This is a genomic window from Dyadobacter sp. NIV53, from assembly GCF_019711195.1.
Taxonomy (GTDB): domain Bacteria; phylum Bacteroidota; class Bacteroidia; order Cytophagales; family Spirosomataceae; genus Dyadobacter.
Map to the genome: position 1 here is coordinate 3,281,851 of NZ_CP081299.1, position 17,972 is coordinate 3,299,822.

A 17,972-nucleotide genomic window follows, 5' to 3' on the forward strand; every position below is an offset into this window, starting at 1 on the left:
CCATTATTATGGAAGAAGTTTCAATTCAACACGACGGTTCTTTTGAAGACCATCACGTGTTGCACTGTCAGCTATTGGTTTGAATGAACCGAAGTAGTCAACAATTACTTTGCTAGGATCTGTAAGGCCTGCTTCGTTGATCAGATAGTTTTTAACTGCATCCACACGGCGACGTGATAGACCCATATTGTAACGATCTGTTGCACGACGATCTGCGTGACCAGCCAATTGTAAGCGGCAGCCATTTTTGTTCATCAGCATAGCAACATTTTTAAGCATTTCCTGGAATTCAGGTTTCAAAACATTTTTATCTGTTTCAAACTGAACGTTAGCAAATATTTCGCTGCAAGCGGCACCTGTTGCCAATGCATTTTTAACATAAGTATCAAAGTCAAGAACACGACCGCTACCGTCAACAACACTTCCTGCCGGAGAATTTGGTTCTTTATCGAAGAAGTCAGAAACACCATCACCATCTGTATCCAGCAACAAACGAGGATCGATATCTTTTGGACGGTTTGCTTTTGCAACAGAATCCATTTCTTCAAGTGTAAGGATTTTTACAGGTTTAAGCAAAACCTTAGGATCAGTATAACGCAGGTTATAGTAACCATCTTCTGGTTTGTAATCCCATTTACCGTCAACTTTCTTCACTTTAAGTGCTTTCTTACCTAATTTGTAAGTCAGCTGAACTGAACCGTAACCGTATGAGTCCAGTTCAGAATTCCCTTTACGAGATGTTTTCTGATCTTTTATGCTAAATTCGGTAGGGTTCAAAGAATAATCACCACCATATGTAGCATCCAGATAATCAGAATTTGTATGGTTCAAACGGAAGTCAAGCCCTAAATCAAGGCGTGAAGTCAATTCGTAACTTACATTTAAACCTGTTGGAATCATCCAGTCATTTTTCTTACCAGTTTCGCGCAGAGTAGTTCCTCCTACAAGACTGTAAGCTGTTGCATCGTAGAATACCTGACCGATACCGGCATAGACATCAACTTTCCAACGCTTCATTTTGTTAGGTCCTAATAAAAGGCCTTTCAAATTTACGGTTCCGGAAAGACTTACATCGCCATAACCAGTTTCGAAATAACGTCCGTATGTACGGCGTTTCATTCCTCTTAGTTTACCGATGCTTCCATCCAAACGCGCACCAAATAGATAAGATAGTTGCTTGTTAATGGATATGCCTCCTTGAAAAGTGCCGGATTCTTTGTGGCTGTCACTGTTTGTTTTTGTTACAGGCCAGAAATCATATTCCCGTAAGTCTCCAAAAAACATAGATGGTCCAATGTGTGCAGAGATCGACCAAGTGTTCATTTTGTACGGACCGTCGTACGTAGCTTTTGGATTGTAATCTGGAGAATTCGGCTGCTCTAATGGTTGTGCGATAGAAGGCAATGCCATCATCGTCCCCAAAGCAAGCGAACAAATCAACTGGGATACTTTTTTCATACTATTCAAGTTAGCGTTATTAAGATTAACTAGGATTGATCTTTATTAGTCAATTACGAGTAAATAAACTAAAACTATTTCATGGCCATTTATCTTTTATCAAAATGCCTAGCGGGCACAAAATTAGGTTAACAATATGATTTAATCAACCTCTATTTATATAAATGGGTAACTTTCCTGCAATTATATTAAAAAACTTCATGAAAGAAACGTCCTTTTTTTAACTTTTAGAGCCGTTCCATCAATTTCTTCACCATTTCTTCTTTCCACGATGCAAATTTGCCTTCTATAATTTTTTCTCTAGCGGTGTTTACCAGCCACAAATAAAACGTTAAATTGTGAATACTTGCAATTTGCGCGCCAAGCATTTCCCCGGATTTTACTAAATGGCGTAAATATGCTTTCGAATAAAATGTACTCGCATACCCACCTAATTCGGCATCAACAGGAGACAAATCGTCCTTCCATCTTTCATTCCTGATATTAATGATTCCCTGTGTGGTAAAAATCATGCCATTGCGTGCATTTCTTGTGGGCATTACGCAATCGAACATATCAACACCCAAAGCAATACACTCTAATATATTAGCCGGAGTACCCACTCCCATCAGATAACGCGGCTTGTCTTTCGGCAAAATATCACATACTACCTCAGTAAGTTCATACATGATTTCGGCAGGCTCACCCACTGATAATCCGCCGATTGCATTTCCTTCTCTCCCATAAGATGCAACTACTTCGGCAGATTGTGTGCGCAAATCTTTATATACACTTCCCTGTACAATTGGAAAAAGCGTTTGATTATATCCGTAAAGCGGCTCGGTAGAATCAAACCGTGAACAGCAGCGGCCAAGCCAGCGATGCGTCATTTCCATGGACTTACGGGCGTACGTATAGTCACATGGATAAGGCGTACACTCATCAAATGCCATAATAATGTCGGCTCCAATCGTGCGTTGTATATCCATTACCCCTTCCGGGGTAAATATGTGTATCCCACCGTCAATGTGTGACTTAAATACCACACCTTCTTCATTTATCTTTCTCCCTGTTCCTGCCAGAGAATAAACCTGGTACCCGCCGCTGTCTGTAAGAATGGGTCTGTCCCAGCCGTTGAAGCCGTGCAGTCCACCGGTTTTACTTAATATATCAAGTCCTGGCCTTAAATATAAATGATACGTATTTCCTAGTATGATTTGTGCTTTTACATCCTCCTTCAATTCGCGCTGATGTACGGCTTTTACAGTTCCGGCTGTTCCGACAGGCATGAAAATTGGCGTTTGAATTGACCCATGGTCCGTTTCAATAACTCCGGCCCTTGCCTTTGACTGTGAATCCTGCGCTTGTAATTTGAAATTCATTCAGGGGTTTTAAAATATTAGAGCGCAAAAATAGCAGTAAGCTTTCTAACATTGCTGACAATGACCGTATATTTGTAATGAATATCATTTTTTTTACTTCTCTCTTCAATTGTGGCGGATTATTTACTCTTAGCACTAGGGACATTTGTGCTTATCCAGTTATTCTACTATTTCTTCTTTTTTACCCGCCTCGCATTTTATGAGAACAATACAAATTATGACTGTTCAACCCCGGGTGTTACCGTATTGGTTTGTGCATGGAATGAACGTGAAAATCTGGAAGAACTGCTTCCGTTGCTGGATGCACAGGAATATAATAATTTTGAGGTTATCCTGCTGGACGACCGTTCCGATGATGGCAGCGAAGAATTTATAAGAGCGCATATTAATGACTGGAAACATATCCGCTACATCCGGATCAACGATCAGTTCGAGCATGTAACTCCTAAAAAATACGCGTTGACAGTTGGTATGAAGCAGGCCAAATATCCGATCGCCTTAATGACCGACGCAGATTGCCGCCCTTTTTCCAATCACTGGATCACTGCAATGACCTCACGACTGAGTGATGAACGGGACATCGTTCTGGGTTTTTCTCCCTACCTGAAACAATCAGGTTTCCTTAACTGGTTTATTCGCTGCGAAACATTTTATACTGCTGTACAATACCTTTCATTCACCCTGGCCGGGATGACATACATGGGTGTTGGAAGAAATATCCTTTACAAAAGATCTGTGTTTTTTGCGAATAAAGGCTTTTATACCCATCGTCATGTGTTTGGCGGAGATGATGATATTTTTCTGAATGAAGTTTCTACCAGTTCCAATACTGCCATATCAGTCGAATCAGAATCCTTTGTTTATTCTACTCCAAAAACAACCTGGAAAACCTGGTTCAAACAAAAGCAGCGGCATTTGTCAGTCAGCAAACATTATAAACCAAGAAATAAAGTCCTGCTGGGATTGCTTTCCGGAGCACATGTAGCGGTTTGGACAATCGGAATTTTTGTTCTGATCTTTGGAATATGGCAAAAAGATATGCCCTTACTGGCGGTTCTTGGTGGTACTTTCACCGTTCGCTGGCTCATTCAATGGTTTCTATTGTCCAGGATTAATAACAAACTTGATAAAACTGTGGAAGGTTTTAGCTTTTTATTAATGGACTTCGCATTATTTATGTATTATATTATCTTCGGCTTCCTGGCGATGATCAAAAGAAAACCAAGGACTACATGGAATTAATTAAAAAGTACTTCCCCGACCTGACAGCTTCCCAAATGGATAAGATGGCTCAGATGGAAGAATTATATCAGTTTTGGAATGCAAAAGTAAATGTAATATCCCGGCAGGATATTGACACCTTATACGAACGGCACATTCTGCATTCCCTGGGCATTGCAAAAGTCATACAGTTTAAGTCTGGTACGAGTATTCTTGATGTAGGAACAGGTGGTGGTTTTCCGGGTATTCCGCTTGCCATAATGTTTCCGGATGTACAGTTTCATCTGGTAGACAGCATTGGAAAAAAGGTCAGGGTGGTGCAGGAAATAGCCCAGGCACTGGAATTGACAAACGTAAAAGCAGAGCAGATACGCGCCGAAAAGCTGGAAGATGAATACGAGTTTGTTGTCAGCCGTGCAGTTACCCGCTTAACGCCATTCACCGGCTGGGTTCGGAAAAATATAAGCCGCAATTCGTTTCACTCGCTCAGGAACGGTATTTTATACTTAAAAGGCGGAGACCTGACAGAGGAAATTGCAGAACTGAACCTTAAAACACGGGTGTACGAACTTTCTGATTACTTTAAAGAAGAATTTTTTCAAACCAAGAAGGTGGTATATGTACCTTTGTAGTCGAGTTTAGAGTTTAGGGTCAAAAGTTTAGAATTACGTTTAAGACCGATGGAACGGTATGAAGTAAAAACCGGAGCGTTAGAGAGATTTACAGCAAAGAACTTTGACTTTAAAATAATATCAATAAGTAATTTATAACCTCAACCAAAATGAACGAGAAATATAGTGCCAGCGGCTTAATGAATCCTTTTTTTCCCGACGAAGTGACTTTTGGAGAAAAGGGTGTGACATTTACTGTCAAGAAATTTTTGAAAAGCACTGACAATTTTGTGTTTTATACTGATATATCCGGCGTAGAAATTGACAATGGAGTAGTATTTTCAACAATTCGGGTTATTCCAAGGATGCGCCCCGAAATTATTATCAATAATTTTAGCAAAGGTGATGCCAAGAAAGTCAAGGAGTTAATACTTGAAAAGGTACAAGCGTAAAACTTTTTTTGGCGATAGACTTGCGCTATATAAATCTTAGGATTACATTTGCACCACAATTAGGTATAACAACCGGATTTAAAAATTCCTGAATAGCTCACAAAACGTTTGCCGACCGTTTAGAGCATCTGAAAATTAATCAGAGGAAAAAAAAGCAAAAAAGATTCCTGAATAGCTCAGCCGGTTAGAGCATCTGACTGTTAATCAGAGGGTCGTTGGTTCGAGCCCAACTTCGGGAGCCCTGAAAGTCAAGCACTTACAAGATAAAACTTGTAGGTGCTTTTTTATTTGATACACAATTTGATACACAACCGCTTTGGGATCAAATAGAATTAGGAACAAGTCAAAATTCGGATCAAGCTGAAAACTTGGGGGGAAGCTGAATTATTATTTGCTTTGCACCCTGAAGCAATTTTGTCTACATTGAACGATTCATACCAAGCCCTTGTGCGTATCCTTTTGCCAGAAGGCATCCTAGAATATTTCGAATTATCCAAAGTCGTTGAAGCCATCCCAGGCTTGAACATCTATTTAGAAGAGAAGAATATTACTCCTGTCGAATATAAAGACGAGAAATTAGAGTCCAAAGGCTTCCTTCCAGAAATTTATATTCAGGACTTTCCTATTCGTAATCAGAAGGTTACACTCTGTATCAAACGTCGACGTTGGGAAATCAGGGGAACTGGCGAGATCATATCAAGAGACTGGAAAGTTGTGCAGCAGGGAACTCGAATAGCCAAAGAGTTTGCTGATTTTTTAAAAGGAATGTATTGATAATAATCCAGTTAGCTGTTTTCAGTTAGGGAAATATTTCCATTTAGACGGCAAACAATTACAGCAGCAGTATAAAGATCATATCAGCGATTATCGTCAACGGGATCAAAAAGAGCATGCTGGGGACTGGATGTTGTTTTCTTACAATACAGGAATTCATTTAAGTATTGATGAAACAGCTCTGTCCAATGGAGAACTTTATACTATTGTTACTAACAAAGCAGCAAAGGGCAAGAAAGGCGCACTCGTTGCCATGATTAAAGGTACCCGGGCGGAAAATGTAATTGATGTTTTACGTAAAATCCCAAAGCGTCTCCGAGACAAAGTTAAGGAAGTAACGTTAGAGATGGCTGCCAACATGAACCTAATAGTAAAACGCTGTTTTATCAAGGCTGCTCGGGTGATAGATCGCTTCCATGTGCAAAAATTAGCATATGATGCGGTTCAGGAAATCAGGATAAAATACCGCTGGGAAGCACTTGATCAGGAAAATGAAGCAGTTAAAACAGCAAAAGAGTCTGGCATAAATTTTGAACCGGAATTTCTTGAAAACGGGGATACTGTTAAGCAATTACTAGCCAGAAGCAGGTACCTGCTATTTAAACATACAGACAAGTGGACAGCTTCGCAATTAAGAAGGGCAAACTTGTTGTTTGAGCACTACCCATTGATTAAGAAAGCCTATACCATATCGCTGGATTTGGGGGCCATATTTCGTACATGCAAGTCGAAGGAAGTGGCTTTTAAAAAGCTGGCACTTTGGCACAATAAAGTAGAAGACTGCGGAATAGATTCGTTTAAAACCGTCTCCAGATCCATTCAAATACACTATTTGGGAATCTTAAATTTTTTCAATAACAAAAGCACAAACGCTTCGGCGGAATCATTCAACGCGAAAATCAAAGCTTTTAGATCTACATCAAGAGGCGTCAGGGATATTTCATTCTTCCTTTTCAGGCTAGCGAAACTCTATGCATGAAATCCCTTCGTTTCTTCCCCCAAGTTTTCAGCTTGATCCCAAAATTCCACCTCTGCCATCCTGGAATTATCATGATACGGCAATTTTAGTCTTTTATTTATTGAAAAATCTGCGGTGATTAGATTTACCATAATTTCCTTCCCTATTGATTACCGGTTGTATGAATTTCCGAATGAGTACAATACAAAAAAGGAATAAGATCTCTACTTCATTAACAACAGGTTCCGATAAGCAGCAATTGGCTAATCGCTGTTTCTTTGGCTAAAGATTTAAACAAACACATAGAATAACTTCAAAAAAAGTTTTAGACGAATTGTGACTTACGAATGTGAAGGGCGTCTAACATTAAAATCGTCAATCACCTTTCGGATTTGAGATAGTTCATGATCAGAACCGGGAAGTGAAAAAAGGAAAAATCAACATGGAAGCGACAAAAAAATCTAATTCGTTCAAAGATCTCGTTATTCTGATCATGGCATTTATACTATTTGCATTGGTCTACGTCGAAACAAGAGGGTTTTATTTTTGATGTGTCAAATTAAATTTCAGCAACAACTAAAAAATGAAAAACCGGGCTATACCCGGTTTTTTTATGCGTTACAATTTTTTATTCAACTGAACCAAATTCTAAAATCCTGTTGAAAATCTTATATTCCGGCGCACCGGAGTGCCGGCCACCGGAGTGCCGGCCATCATCATATTTTTCTGAAAGATCAATATCAACCCAATCTCTATTCAGCGAATTAATATAAGTGCCATAATATGCAGGAAATAAGGTGGTCAATGTAACAATTGATTCAGGCTCCATTTCCAGTTCTTCGTGCCCCAGGTCATTGGCCGTATAATACCCGGTGCAGATTCCACGCGAAGTCTCAAATTCAATTTTGACCCTGCTGCCGAGGCTTTCAGCTGCTTGCACATCTACGACAATTTCTTCACTCAAATCAGCCGCAGTACCCAGCGTTTCTTCCTGATCTCCCAATATATCAATATTTCCTATGTTCATATCCGAGTCATTAAGTCTTACGTATGTTGATTTTCATTTTGCGGCTTACGTTAATAACCACCTAAAAAATGAAGCCAGAGGAAGGAATTGAGCCAGTTTTGCCTAAACAAACTTTCTGATTATACGAACTTCTTCTTGTAAAAAGCCATTTTTTAACTGCTGATGATCATTATAATTAAAAACCTGCCCATCGTTTCGGACCGCTTCAATTTTAGAAAAATCAACCGGCTCAATCAGCCAGCCTTCCGTTTGTGGGGTCATTGTTGAAATAATCCCTTCTTCCGGCATATCTTTATCCGGAGTGCAGTAAAAAGCAGCAAAACCATAATTAATATCAACCGCAGGCGACCAAAGTGCATGACCAACTGTCTGGGAAACAACGGCATATACCTGATTTTCAAGAGCTCTGGCTCGTGCACCAATATGAACCCGTGTAGCACCTCTGATCGTTTCTGTACAACTTGGAGCTAAAATGAGAGAGGCACCTGCTGAACCGAGTATTTGTGACCCCAGCGAAAATTCAACATCGTAGCAGATCTGAATACCGAAGTTTCCCCACGAAGCTTCAAATAGGGTCAGGTTTTTCTCACCACTTTGTATCCCCCATTCTTCATTTTCAAAGCGGGTCATAAAAAATTTGTCCTGATAACCGGCTAAACCCTTTCCTGAAAAAACATAAGCGCGGTTAACATTCTTACCACTTTCGATAACCGGAATGCTTGGAGCAATAATAACCGTATTATATTTTTTTGCAAGATCCGAGAAAACTTCACAGAAATCTGCGTTGATAGAGTCCAGTTCTTTTACCTGCTGCCGGATATCCTGCCTGATTTCCTCTGAAAAAATGCTGACCAGCTCCATGGCACCATATTCAGGAAATAACAAAAGCTGTGCATTTTGTCCCGCCGCATCAGCAACCCAACGCTCTATATGTAATTTCCAGTCTTTAAAGGATTTGTGTTGGGTAATCGGATATTGGGCAGCAGCAATAACTATATCCATATTTATTCAGTCAGTGATTTGGTCCAGAATATCATTTTCTTTGAAGAAGATTCCGTTTCGCCAATATCCGGCCACTCCATAAAACTTTCGAGCAATGGTGCTTTTATATAACCACGTTTAGTCCAGAATACATCGTTTGGACGGTAATCAACCGGCTTTTCAGAATGATCTTTACCACGGTCAACCGAGCAGAAACACGTTAAATTATAATTTTCAAAACTTCGTGCGTGCTCTTCCCGTTCATCGAAAAAACGGTGCCCCAAACCTGAACCACGGTATTCAGACAATAAAATACTTTCTCCAAAATAGAAAATGCTGTTAATATCCATATTGGAATCTTCAAAAGGTTTACGAACCTCAGTCGTTTCGTCTTTTAATGGAATACAGGTTGTAGCACCAACCATTTTTTTACCATCATAAACCGCAAATAAAAACGACCGGTCTGCATTTGCATACGTTTTCAAATATTCTTTTTCATACGCAACAGTGCCTTCATACAAATAAGGATAATCATGAAATACAGCAATACGTAATGCCGCAAGATCATCAAAAACGGATTCGATTTCTTTCCCTTTTTTGGTGATGAAGGTTAATAATGGTATTGTATCAACTGAATTCATTAATGACGGAAGTTTTGCTCATTTGTATGTAGCCCGTAGATTATGATACCAGTTTTATCCACAACGGAAGATTATAATAAGTTGTAACCCTGCTGATCTTTCCTTCTTTTATTTCTAAAAATGCAGCTGCCGGTAATACGTAAGATTGTCCGTGCGCTTCCGGCGAACCCTCTTCACCTTTTTTATATATACCATTCACTGTAAATTCAACTGCAACGCGGGTATTACCAGGCTCAGTAAAATACACCATGTCTGTTAATGTTTCTTCATACGAATCGTCCATCATTCCAAGGAATTCCGTAAATTTTTCGATACCAATTCTTGGGTCACCCTGATTAGGTTCATGCCGGATTTCACTATGCAACAAAGCCAGCATTCCCTGCCAGTCTTTCTGATTGAAACTTGAATAATATTGTTGTACGATGTCTAATGCAGTCATTTTTAAAAATATAAGAATAAAGAATTTGACTATATTTTGTGTTTGATAAACCGGGAATTGTTATTTGAATGGCTCTCTGGTAAGTGAAACCTGGCCATTAGCATCTTTAAGATATACGCCAATGCAATTCTGATTAAAGGATTTTTCAAAATTCACCTCTCCGGCAACAAGCTTATCCGGAGCAGAATTAGCTGCCTGAAAAAAGTAAACTTTGGTTGTTCCGTATTTTGTATAAGGCATCAGGTCACCATATTTTTTCATTTCGTCCCAAAGTGTTTCCGTCGCAGTCACGGCATAAATCCGTGTGATAGGCCCGGTATTATTTTCATTTCTATACAAAGCAACTTCTTTAAATCCTCCTTTTAAATCATTTACATTCGGCTGGGAAGTGGAATCAAAAACGATGTATGTAATGACGGCGCCAATAAGGAAAAGAATGGCATATCTGATATTTTTACGACTCATTAGCGAATGTTGTTATAGAGGTAAAACCTGGCCAAACAGGTTTCAGTTCTGTTTTGGCCACTTTTTCTTAATTTGTATTTTCATTATTTTAAAGGAAATCAGCAGAACTTTGGCTCCTCTTTACTCTGATCGCATCTATTAGCGTTTCCATTTTGGTATAAGTCGCCACTGTTCCATACCAGTCCAGCTTCCATTGGATTTCTTTTGCTGGTTGTGTAACAGTAATTGCAGGAGCCGGATTTTCATCAGAATAAATCCCTATCCCTTCCCTTTGCAATGCTCGTTTGGTCCAGAAAACGAGGTCAGTATTTCCGGATAACTTGATATAAAATGAAAATGCTTCTTTATGGATCGTAAACGTGCCGGAACTTTTGTTGAAGTAAAACCCGCTTTTGGCAAAAGCAGATTCAAAAGCACCGTTTAACACAAGGTCTTCTGGTACGCCGGCTGTCATTTTACCTTGCTGATCCATGAGCCAAAGCTGGTCAGCAGCCTGCAATGCCAGATCCAGTTCGTGTGTACTTAATAAAATCGCCTTATTGGTCTGGCGTGCCAATGTGTGCAGCAAATGCATGATTTCAACCCGGCTGGGCAAATCCAGATGTGCAGTTGGTTCATCCAGAATAATCAGGTTTGTATCCTGTGCCAGCGCCCTTGCCAGCATTACCTTTTGCCGCTCACCGTCGCTCAGCTGATGAATTTTCCGGTGTTTGTATGTAAATGTTTCAGTAGCGGTTAAAGCCTGGTTTATTTTTTCGTGATCAAGGGAGCTTAATACCCCAAGCCATCCGGTGTAAGGTGTCCTTCCCAGCGTTACGACTTCGTTGATCGTCAGATTTACGGAATCAATTCGTTCAGTTAAAACCAGGCTTAATTTTCTCGCAAGTTCAGCTGGTTTGAGCTCCGAAAGCTGCTGATTTTCAATAGTGATTCCTCCTGATATTGCAGGCTGTAATCCCGCGAGCGTACGCATTAGTGTTGATTTCCCCGCTCCGTTTGGGCCTAACAAACACACCAGCTGCCCAGAATTCAAGTTTAAATTCAGCTTATCAGAAATGATCTTTTTTTGTCTCCTGATTTATATCCGATTGCCAGATCGCGGGTTGCGAGTAAAGAAGCTGGTTCGTTCATGAGAAAGAGGAACGAAGGTTATTACGGCTGATAATAATCCAGATCACAACCGGAGCACCCAACAAGGAAGTGACTACGTTAATGGGAAGGACGGTTTGTGTGCCGGGCATCTGAGCAATAATATCGCAAACCAGCATTAATACACTTCCAACCAGGCAGGTCGCAGGAATGAGAATCCGGTGATCGGATGTTCCCAGCAATGAGCGGGTTATATGCGGAATGGCAATACCAATAAAGCCGATCGGGCCGCAAAATGCGGTGATACTTCCCGTGAGCAGGCTCGTTCCGGCCATGATCAAAAAACGCGTCCGGCCAACAGTAAGACCCATACTTCTTGCATAATTCTCCCCCAACAAAAGTGCATTTAATGCTTTCGAAGAAATAAAGGCCAGTATTAATCCAAATACGACAACAACAGAAAGTACATATAAATGATCCTGAACTACGCCACCCAAAGAACCAAATGTCCACATAATGTATTCCTGTAACTGTTCCGGCTGACTGAAATATTGCCAGATGCTCACTATAGAAAGTGTAATAGTCCCGATCATAACGCCGACTATCAGTAATATCACATTGTCACGGATTCTGCCGGCAATCAATAAAATCATAAACAAAACCAGTGCGGATCCCAGCGAAGCCATGGCTATAATTAACCAGCTTCCGGAAAGCCCCAATTGCCTGATCGCATAAATACTTGTACTGCTTCCGCCTGTCAGCATAACGGCAGCCACGCCAAGCCCGGCGCCGGCAGTAATACCCAGTTCTGATGGTCCGGCTAACGGATTCCTGAATAAAGTCTGCATTTGTAATCCGCTTACCGAAAGTCCGCAACCTACCAGTATAGCAGTAATGGCTTTGGGAAGACGAATTTTTTCAATGATAAATAACCACGCAGTATTATCAGATTCATGAGAAAAAATAATCCTGATTACCTCACTGAAAGGGATTTCGACTGAGCCCAACAGTATATCCAGTAAAAAAAGAATACAACCAGAATCACAAGACCGATTATAATCAGTTTATGTGACCCGGAAGAACCAGCAGAATCAATTTTCATGTATAATATTTAGTGGACGTCCGGTTAAACAGCCGGCAGCCATTTATTTTATTTGCTTATAATAAACCAACTGATGTTCAGGGAGTAATTCCGGATGAAATATTCTGATCATATCCGCCAATACAGTTTGCGGGTTCATATTACCCGATTCAAAAAAATCATTAGACCCTTTTTCATTTACCCGGTTATTATAACTGTACATTTTACCGGATTTGTATGCTTTAAAATCACTGTAACGCGAATCCTGGGCCAGGATCTCCTTTTTTGTATCCTTACTGCTAAAACCAACATTCATCCAGTAATCGGCATTCAGGGCAACCGGATAAACTGTTTCAAAACCAAGTGAAAGACTGCCGGTTGTTTTTGTGTTCCTCCAATGATAATCAGCCCCTGCATCATTGAAAAACTGCGCCATATAACTGTCGCCACTTGGTAAAAACCATACATCTTTTGTATTCAGTCCGGATATAATATCAGGTTTATGAGTCGTTTTTTTGGCAAGATCGGCCAGCCGGTTATATTCTTTTTCGATTACTGAAAACTTTTGATTTACCAGTTTTTCCTTATTGAGTAAAGCTGCCAGCAATTTCACCCATTCAGCTCTGGCCAAAGGCGTAGTTTCTACCCATTCAGAATTGATTAAAGCCGGAATTCCTGCATCTTTTAATGTTTGGTAATGCCCCATTCCAGCTCCCGGACTTCCCATAGCCATAATCAGATCAGGATGCATTGTAATAAGCTTTTCTTCATTTATTCCCTGGTCTTTTCCGGCTTCGGTGATTTTCCCGGCAGCAATCATCGTAATCACTTCCGGAGCATAAACGTATTGCAGGCCTGCCAAACCAGTAAGAATATCGTAAGATTCCAAAAAACCCAGCAATCCAACATGCATGGATGACATCGCAACCAGGCTACGAATTGGCACCTCAATAACCTGATAATCAGCATAATTTTCAGGCCGCGTACTTCCGCGTTGTAAAAGCAGGTATTTTGTAGTATCCGTCGTTTTTTCAAATGGGCTTAAAATATTTACGACCTTATAATGATTAAAATACTGAATTGTAAAACCTTTTGCATGATTGATTTTTACTCTTTCAGGATAATAATTTTTTGTGTCAAAGGTAGGTTCCTGCCCATCACTTTGTGACTTTTTAGATTGGCAGCCAGTTAGAAGACTTAATATGATCAGCAATGAAACGGCCGACCGGAAAGAAAACTGAATAATTTTTATTGTCATATATTTCCTGATGTCTTTTCTGACAAAGACTACTAATTGCTTTTTACAACTTTTAAATAGTATAAAGCAGACTGAATAATGACAAAAGTAGTGAGAATTGAAGTGGAAGTTATGCATTGGTTCTGTATAAACCCAAGGCTTAACCCAGGATTTATACAGAATCCTGATTCATATATAAGTAAGCATTTGTGTTACGTTGTTTAAACCTGCCTGAATCGTGTCTATAGATTTTGTACCGTGATAATACCCAATAATGTGCAGTTCGTCGTAAACATTGACAAGCAGTCGCAAAAGTTTTTTGTCATACTTGCGAACGCGGCTTGTGTAATCTTCTATACTTTTTGGTTTAGTAAATTTATCTCCTTCTTTCTGTTTAAGATATTCATCCAAAATAAGAAGTGCCGCAGAATATGCCGTTCCTGCAGCCATTTTAACATATTTAACATCCGCATAAAGCCCGTCTTTTTTGCCTGCTTTTTCACGGAGTATCTCCCTGGCATTCTGCAAATATCTTTCGGCTTCTTCAACAGGTACAAGTCCAACCGTAAGATTTCCCTTTAAATCCTTTTTCATACTTTAATTTGATAAGAATTAGATTGTTGATGATGTTTTATCTGCCTGAAAGTTAACAATTTTTGAGCCTTGTTTATTCATTAATTTGCCGGATTACATTTTTTAACTGGCACACTTTTGTTATTTTTTACTTTATGCCATCACAACCTCTTTTACAATTTACCGGAAAAAGTATCTACTGTTCTCAGGCAGATGCACATATTGATCCGTGGATACCTGTTGACCTCGCCATTATCACACACGCACATAGCGATCATGCACGTTGGGGAAGCAAACATTATCTGTCCCACAAAGACAGTGAACCCATTTTGCGTTTGAGATTGGGGCCTGATATCTCTTTACAGACAGTTGAATACGGAGAAAAATTTGTAATAAATGGTGTTACATTTTCCCTGCATCCCGCAGGCCATATTATTGGGTCTGCCCAGATTCGGGTGGAGTATAAAGGGGAAATATGGGTGGCAAGCGGTGATTACAAGCTGGAAGATGATCATTTTTGTGTTCCTTTTGAGCCGGTGAAATGCAATGTATTCATTACTGAGTCTACGTTTGGTTTACCTATTTACAAGTGGCAGCCTCAGCAGGAAATTTTTTCTGAAATTGATAATTGGTGGGCTCAGAATAAAATAGAGGACAAAGCGAGTATTCTGATGGGTTATTCACTTGGAAAAATGCAGCGGATCTTAAAAGGGATTGAACTGAAAGATAAAATCATTTATGCACACGGCGCAATTTACACGCTTAATGAAAGATTAAGACAGGCGGGTTTTGATCTGCCTGAACTTACGCTGGTTACAAAAGAAACAGACCGTAAGCTTTTCAGGGGTTCACTGGTACTGGCTCCACCGTCGGTTGACAGCAGTACCTGGATCAAGAAATTTGCACCTTTTTCTCTTGGATATTGCTCAGGCTGGATGGCTTTACGAGGTGCTAAAAATCGAAGAGCAGTAGACCAGGGATTTATTTTGAGTGATCACGTGGATTGGCCGGACCTGAATACAGCAGTTGTAGAATCCGGTGCAGAAAAAGTATACGTAACACACGGATACACAAGTATTTTTTCAAGATGGCTGAATGAAAATGGCATTGAAGCCGGGGAAGTTAATACTATGTACGGAAATGAGGAGGAAGTAGAGAAAGGAGAAGAGGAGGAAGGAAAGATGGAGGAAGGGGAAAAAGGGAAAACGGAGGATGGGGCCATTCCGGTTACACAGACTAACAGCTAAAAAAACACATGAAACAATTTGCTGAACTCTTTATGAATCTGGACCGCACCAACAAAACCAATGCAAAGGTAGAGTTGATGAAAAACTATTTTCTGACTGCACCGGATGAAGATAAAATGTGGGCACTGACTTTATTCACCGGTCGCCGGCCATCGTTTAAAGTAAACCGGACGCAGGTAAAAGAATGGGCAGCAGCTGAGGCCAATATTCCTATGTGGTTATTTCAGGAAAGTTATCACAGTGTTGGTGACCTGGGCGAAACGATTTCCCTTATTCTTCCAAGAACCCACACGCTGGATTCGGATAAGACATTAACAGAATGGTTTTATTATTTGAGCCTGTTGCCTAAAATGACTGATGAAGAAAAACATGATCACATTTTACAGGCATGGATGCAATTGTCCCAACACGAAACATTTGTATTCAATAAGTTACTGATGGGCAGTTTCCGGATCGGTGTTTCCCAAACATTAGTTGTACGTGCACTGGCCGAAGCTACCTCAACAGATTCCAGTGTAATTGCACACAGGGTAATGGGAGAATGGCATCCTTTGAAAACTACTTTTGAGAAACTGATCCTGGATGAGGGCGAAAATGACAATGCTTCAAGGCCTTATCCGTTTTTTCTGGCTTATCCGATCGAAGGCGATGTATCGGGCCTGGGAAACCCGGAAGACTGGTTTGTAGAGTGGAAATGGGATGGTATCCGGTCACAGATCATTTATAGAAATAACGAATTATTTATCTGGACCAGAGGTGAGGAATTATCTACTGACAAATTCCCGGAATTGCATTTCCTCAGTTCTGTATTACCAAACGGCACGGTCCTGGACGGAGAAATTGTAAGTTACCTGGATAGTAAACCAATGCCTTTCAGCGTATTGCAAACAAGGATTGGCAGGAAAAATCTTTCTAAAAAAGTTCTGGAAGAAGCACCTGTTGCTTTCATTGCCTATGATATTATGGAAGCAAACGGAGTTGACATCCGAAATCTGACACAATTACAAAGGCGGGCACAATTGGTAGAAATTTATCAGAATATGCCGGTTCAGGGTGTATTTAATCTTTCTCCATTGGTGGAATTTTCAGAATGGAGCACATTACACGATTTGCACCCTACCTCACGTGAAAATATTGCTGAGGGTTTTATGATCAAAAGGAAGAACAGTACGTATCAGGTCGGAAGGAAAAAAGGAGATTGGTGGAAATGGAAAATTGATCCGTTGAGTGTGGATGCTGTGTTGATTTATGCACAAAAAGGATCAGGACGCCGGGCAGAACTTTTCACTGATTACACTTTTGCAGTTTGGGGCGATGACGGAAAACTGATTCCTTTTGCAAAAGCTTATTCCGGATTAACTGATGTTGAAATCGGCCAGGTTGATTATTTTATCAAACGTAATATTCTTGAAAAATTTGGCCCCGTAAGAACGGTAAAACCAGAATTGGTTTTTGAAATCGGATTTGAAGGCATTAATGAATCTTCCCGGCATAAGTCAGGAATTGCAGTGCGTTTTCCAAGAATATTGAGATGGCGAAAAGATAAAAAACCGGAAGAAGCAGATACGCTGAAAAGTTTGAAAGGAATTTTAGAGCTGTATAAATAGCATGAAGTCTGCAATTGTAACATTGTATGTTAGATTTGCAGACTTACTGAGAATATTTTACCATACCACTTCAATAATGTTATTGTATTGATAAAACTTTTCATCGGCAGAAATTAATGTAAATTTTTCTGAAAATGCTGTTGCCAGAATAAGCCTGTCAAATGGGTCACGATGATTGGGAAGAAGTGAAATCTGGTCATAACTATCCAAATACTCTTTTTTTATTGGAAGTAAAATGATTCCAATTCTCTCTATTTCAGTAATGTATTCGTTAATTGATTTTGTCAATTCAAGTTTCCCAATTTTCTTTTTAATTGCAATTTCAAAAAAGGAAATAATATTGACAAAGCATGCAGAATCTATATTTATTATTATGCTTTTAGCCGTTGCAGAAAGGCGAGATTCTTCATCCAAAGCCCAAAGTATTACATGTGTATCAAGTAAATAAGCCATTACATGTAATCCTTTAAATCATCAATTGGATCATTGAAATCATCTGACATTTTGATGGTGCCTTTCATTGTACCCAAAGGACGTTTTCGTAACAGAACCACTGGATCCGTTTCTTCTATAAAGGTTATCAGGATTTTTGCTTTTTTCTTCAAAGGTGGCGTCTCTTTAAATATTATACGACCATTCTCATAAATTCCTTCAATAGTTGTTATCATCTTCGGATCATTTAAGAAGTTATCAAATATACCAGATTTTAGATATTTAATTATTACTTTAATTAGTTATGATTTAGCTTCT

General features: G+C 39.8%; 21 protein-coding genes and 1 tRNA gene. 9 read left to right on the forward strand and 13 right to left on the reverse strand.

Features of this window, described 5'->3' with window-relative positions:
• Positions 1-6 precede the first annotated feature (6 nt).
• Positions 7-1,458 carry an OmpA family protein gene (locus KZC02_RS13250; protein ID WP_221394530.1) on the reverse strand — a complete coding sequence of 484 codons (1,452 nt, stop codon included), beginning with the start codon at positions 1,456-1,458 and terminating at the stop codon, positions 7-9.
• A gap of 227 nt (positions 1,459-1,685) precedes the next feature.
• Complete coding sequence (tgt, locus tag KZC02_RS13255; protein WP_221394531.1) at positions 1,686-2,819, reverse strand: tRNA guanosine(34) transglycosylase Tgt; 1,134 nt, start codon at positions 2,817-2,819, stop codon at positions 1,686-1,688.
• Between the two features lie 111 nt (positions 2,820-2,930).
• Between tgt and KZC02_RS13260 the strand changes: the two genes are divergently transcribed.
• From KZC02_RS13260 to KZC02_RS32490, 7 genes are all read left to right on the forward strand, one after another.
• Positions 2,931-4,061 (forward strand): glycosyltransferase, encoded by a 1,131-nt coding sequence (locus KZC02_RS13260; RefSeq protein ID WP_221394532.1) that lies wholly within the window; start codon positions 2,931-2,933, stop codon positions 4,059-4,061.
• Positions 4,052-4,672 carry a 16S rRNA (guanine(527)-N(7))-methyltransferase RsmG gene (gene rsmG / locus KZC02_RS13265; RefSeq protein WP_221394533.1) on the forward strand — a complete coding sequence of 207 codons (621 nt, stop codon included), beginning with the start codon at positions 4,052-4,054 and terminating at the stop codon, positions 4,670-4,672. The genes KZC02_RS13260 and rsmG overlap by 10 nt, the downstream gene beginning before the upstream one ends.
• Before the next feature lie 149 nt (positions 4,673-4,821).
• The gene (locus KZC02_RS13270; protein WP_221394534.1) at positions 4,822-5,103 is read left to right on the forward strand and encodes a hypothetical protein; all 282 of its coding nucleotides are present in this window, start codon (positions 4,822-4,824) and stop codon (positions 5,101-5,103) included.
• A 165-nt stretch (positions 5,104-5,268) separates the two neighbouring features.
• A tRNA-Asn gene (locus KZC02_RS13275) sits at positions 5,269-5,342 on the forward strand.
• A 184-nt stretch (positions 5,343-5,526) separates the two neighbouring features.
• Positions 5,527-5,877, forward strand: coding sequence for a transposase (locus KZC02_RS13280; protein ID WP_409014258.1), 351 nt, complete (start codon positions 5,527-5,529; stop codon positions 5,875-5,877).
• A gap of 133 nt (positions 5,878-6,010) precedes the next feature.
• On the forward strand, positions 6,011-6,856 hold the full coding sequence (locus KZC02_RS13285) for a transposase (RefSeq protein ID WP_229254275.1): 846 nt from the start codon (positions 6,011-6,013) through the stop codon (positions 6,854-6,856).
• Between the two features lie 400 nt (positions 6,857-7,256).
• Positions 7,257-7,385 carry a hypothetical protein gene (locus KZC02_RS32490; protein WP_255637440.1) on the forward strand — a complete coding sequence of 43 codons (129 nt, stop codon included), beginning with the start codon at positions 7,257-7,259 and terminating at the stop codon, positions 7,383-7,385.
• A gap of 78 nt (positions 7,386-7,463) precedes the next feature.
• On the opposite strand, the gene KZC02_RS13290 is transcribed toward KZC02_RS32490, so the two are convergent.
• From KZC02_RS13290 to KZC02_RS13330, 9 genes are all read right to left on the reverse strand, one after another.
• The gene (locus tag KZC02_RS13290; RefSeq protein ID WP_221394535.1) at positions 7,464-7,862 is read right to left on the reverse strand and encodes a hypothetical protein; all 399 of its coding nucleotides are present in this window, start codon (positions 7,860-7,862) and stop codon (positions 7,464-7,466) included.
• A gap of 102 nt (positions 7,863-7,964) precedes the next feature.
• Positions 7,965-8,864 (reverse strand): carbon-nitrogen hydrolase family protein, encoded by a 900-nt coding sequence (locus tag KZC02_RS13295; RefSeq protein WP_221394536.1) that lies wholly within the window; start codon positions 8,862-8,864, stop codon positions 7,965-7,967.
• Positions 8,865-8,866: 2 nt separating this feature from the next.
• Positions 8,867-9,484, reverse strand: coding sequence for a GNAT family N-acetyltransferase (locus KZC02_RS13300; protein ID WP_221394537.1), 618 nt, complete (start codon positions 9,482-9,484; stop codon positions 8,867-8,869).
• A gap of 40 nt (positions 9,485-9,524) precedes the next feature.
• Entirely contained in the window at positions 9,525-9,923 is a 399-nt protein-coding gene (locus KZC02_RS13305; RefSeq protein WP_221394538.1) for a nuclear transport factor 2 family protein, read from the reverse strand.
• A 60-nt stretch (positions 9,924-9,983) separates the two neighbouring features.
• On the reverse strand, positions 9,984-10,388 hold the full coding sequence (locus KZC02_RS13310; RefSeq protein ID WP_221394539.1) for a hypothetical protein: 405 nt from the start codon (positions 10,386-10,388) through the stop codon (positions 9,984-9,986).
• A gap of 88 nt (positions 10,389-10,476) precedes the next feature.
• Positions 10,477-11,403 (reverse strand): ABC transporter ATP-binding protein, encoded by a 927-nt coding sequence (locus KZC02_RS13315; protein ID WP_229254384.1) that lies wholly within the window; start codon positions 11,401-11,403, stop codon positions 10,477-10,479.
• A gap of 112 nt (positions 11,404-11,515) precedes the next feature.
• The gene (locus tag KZC02_RS13320) at positions 11,516-12,508 is read right to left on the reverse strand and encodes an iron ABC transporter permease (RefSeq protein ID WP_221395044.1); all 993 of its coding nucleotides are present in this window, start codon (positions 12,506-12,508) and stop codon (positions 11,516-11,518) included.
• 114 nt (positions 12,509-12,622) lie between these two features.
• Entirely contained in the window at positions 12,623-13,816 is a 1,194-nt protein-coding gene (locus tag KZC02_RS13325) for an ABC transporter substrate-binding protein (protein WP_221394540.1), read from the reverse strand.
• Between the two features lie 168 nt (positions 13,817-13,984).
• A complete protein-coding gene (locus KZC02_RS13330; RefSeq protein WP_221394541.1) occupies positions 13,985-14,389 on the reverse strand; it encodes a DUF5618 family protein in 405 nt (134 codons plus the stop codon).
• 134 nt (positions 14,390-14,523) lie between these two features.
• Here KZC02_RS13330 and KZC02_RS13335 point away from each other — a divergent pair, with 134 nt between their 5' ends.
• Complete coding sequence (locus KZC02_RS13335) at positions 14,524-15,615, forward strand: ligase-associated DNA damage response exonuclease (RefSeq protein WP_221394542.1); 1,092 nt, start codon at positions 14,524-14,526, stop codon at positions 15,613-15,615.
• Positions 15,616-15,623: 8 nt separating this feature from the next.
• Positions 15,624-17,222, forward strand: coding sequence for an ATP-dependent DNA ligase (locus tag KZC02_RS13340; protein ID WP_221394543.1), 1,599 nt, complete (start codon positions 15,624-15,626; stop codon positions 17,220-17,222).
• A gap of 57 nt (positions 17,223-17,279) precedes the next feature.
• Here KZC02_RS13340 and KZC02_RS13345 read toward each other — a convergent pair whose 3' ends face one another.
• Together KZC02_RS13345 and KZC02_RS13350 are read right to left on the reverse strand one after the other, a co-directional pair.
• On the reverse strand, positions 17,280-17,675 hold the full coding sequence (locus tag KZC02_RS13345) for a type II toxin-antitoxin system VapC family toxin (protein WP_221394544.1): 396 nt from the start codon (positions 17,673-17,675) through the stop codon (positions 17,280-17,282).
• Positions 17,675-17,890, reverse strand: a complete 216-nt coding sequence (locus KZC02_RS13350) for a DUF2281 domain-containing protein (protein WP_221394545.1) — start codon at positions 17,888-17,890, stop codon at positions 17,675-17,677. Before KZC02_RS13350 ends, KZC02_RS13345 begins: the two co-directional genes overlap by 1 nt.
• Between the last annotated feature and the right edge of the window lie 82 nt (positions 17,891-17,972).

What these genes read in the sequence shown, in the direction of transcription:
- KZC02_RS13345 (WP_221394544.1), bottom strand. Translation starts at nt 17,675, where the DNA reads ATGGCTTATTTACTTGATACACATGTAATACTTTGGGCTTTGGATGAA.
- KZC02_RS13300 (WP_221394537.1), bottom strand. Translation starts at nt 9,484, where the DNA reads ATGAATTCAGTTGATACAATACCATTATTAACCTTCATCACCAAAAAA.
- rsmG (WP_221394533.1), top strand. Translation starts at nt 4,052, where the DNA reads ATGGAATTAATTAAAAAGTACTTCCCCGACCTGACAGCTTCCCAAATG.
- KZC02_RS13250 (WP_221394530.1), bottom strand. Translation starts at nt 1,458, where the DNA reads ATGAAAAAAGTATCCCAGTTGATTTGTTCGCTTGCTTTGGGGACGATG.
- tgt (WP_221394531.1), bottom strand. Translation starts at nt 2,819, where the DNA reads ATGAATTTCAAATTACAAGCGCAGGATTCACAGTCAAAGGCAAGGGCC.
- KZC02_RS13325 (WP_221394540.1), bottom strand. Translation starts at nt 13,816, where the DNA reads ATGACAATAAAAATTATTCAGTTTTCTTTCCGGTCGGCCGTTTCATTG.
- KZC02_RS13340 (WP_221394543.1), top strand. Translation starts at nt 15,624, where the DNA reads ATGAAACAATTTGCTGAACTCTTTATGAATCTGGACCGCACCAACAAA.
- KZC02_RS13305 (WP_221394538.1), bottom strand. Translation starts at nt 9,923, where the DNA reads ATGACTGCATTAGACATCGTACAACAATATTATTCAAGTTTCAATCAG.
- KZC02_RS13310 (WP_221394539.1), bottom strand. Translation starts at nt 10,388, where the DNA reads ATGAGTCGTAAAAATATCAGATATGCCATTCTTTTCCTTATTGGCGCC.
- KZC02_RS13330 (WP_221394541.1), bottom strand. Translation starts at nt 14,389, where the DNA reads ATGAAAAAGGATTTAAAGGGAAATCTTACGGTTGGACTTGTACCTGTT.
- KZC02_RS13350 (WP_221394545.1), bottom strand. Translation starts at nt 17,890, where the DNA reads ATGATAACAACTATTGAAGGAATTTATGAGAATGGTCGTATAATATTT.
- KZC02_RS13270 (WP_221394534.1), top strand. Translation starts at nt 4,822, where the DNA reads ATGAACGAGAAATATAGTGCCAGCGGCTTAATGAATCCTTTTTTTCCC.
- KZC02_RS13335 (WP_221394542.1), top strand. Translation starts at nt 14,524, where the DNA reads ATGCCATCACAACCTCTTTTACAATTTACCGGAAAAAGTATCTACTGT.
- KZC02_RS13290 (WP_221394535.1), bottom strand. Translation starts at nt 7,862, where the DNA reads ATGAACATAGGAAATATTGATATATTGGGAGATCAGGAAGAAACGCTG.
- KZC02_RS13295 (WP_221394536.1), bottom strand. Translation starts at nt 8,864, where the DNA reads ATGGATATAGTTATTGCTGCTGCCCAATATCCGATTACCCAACACAAA.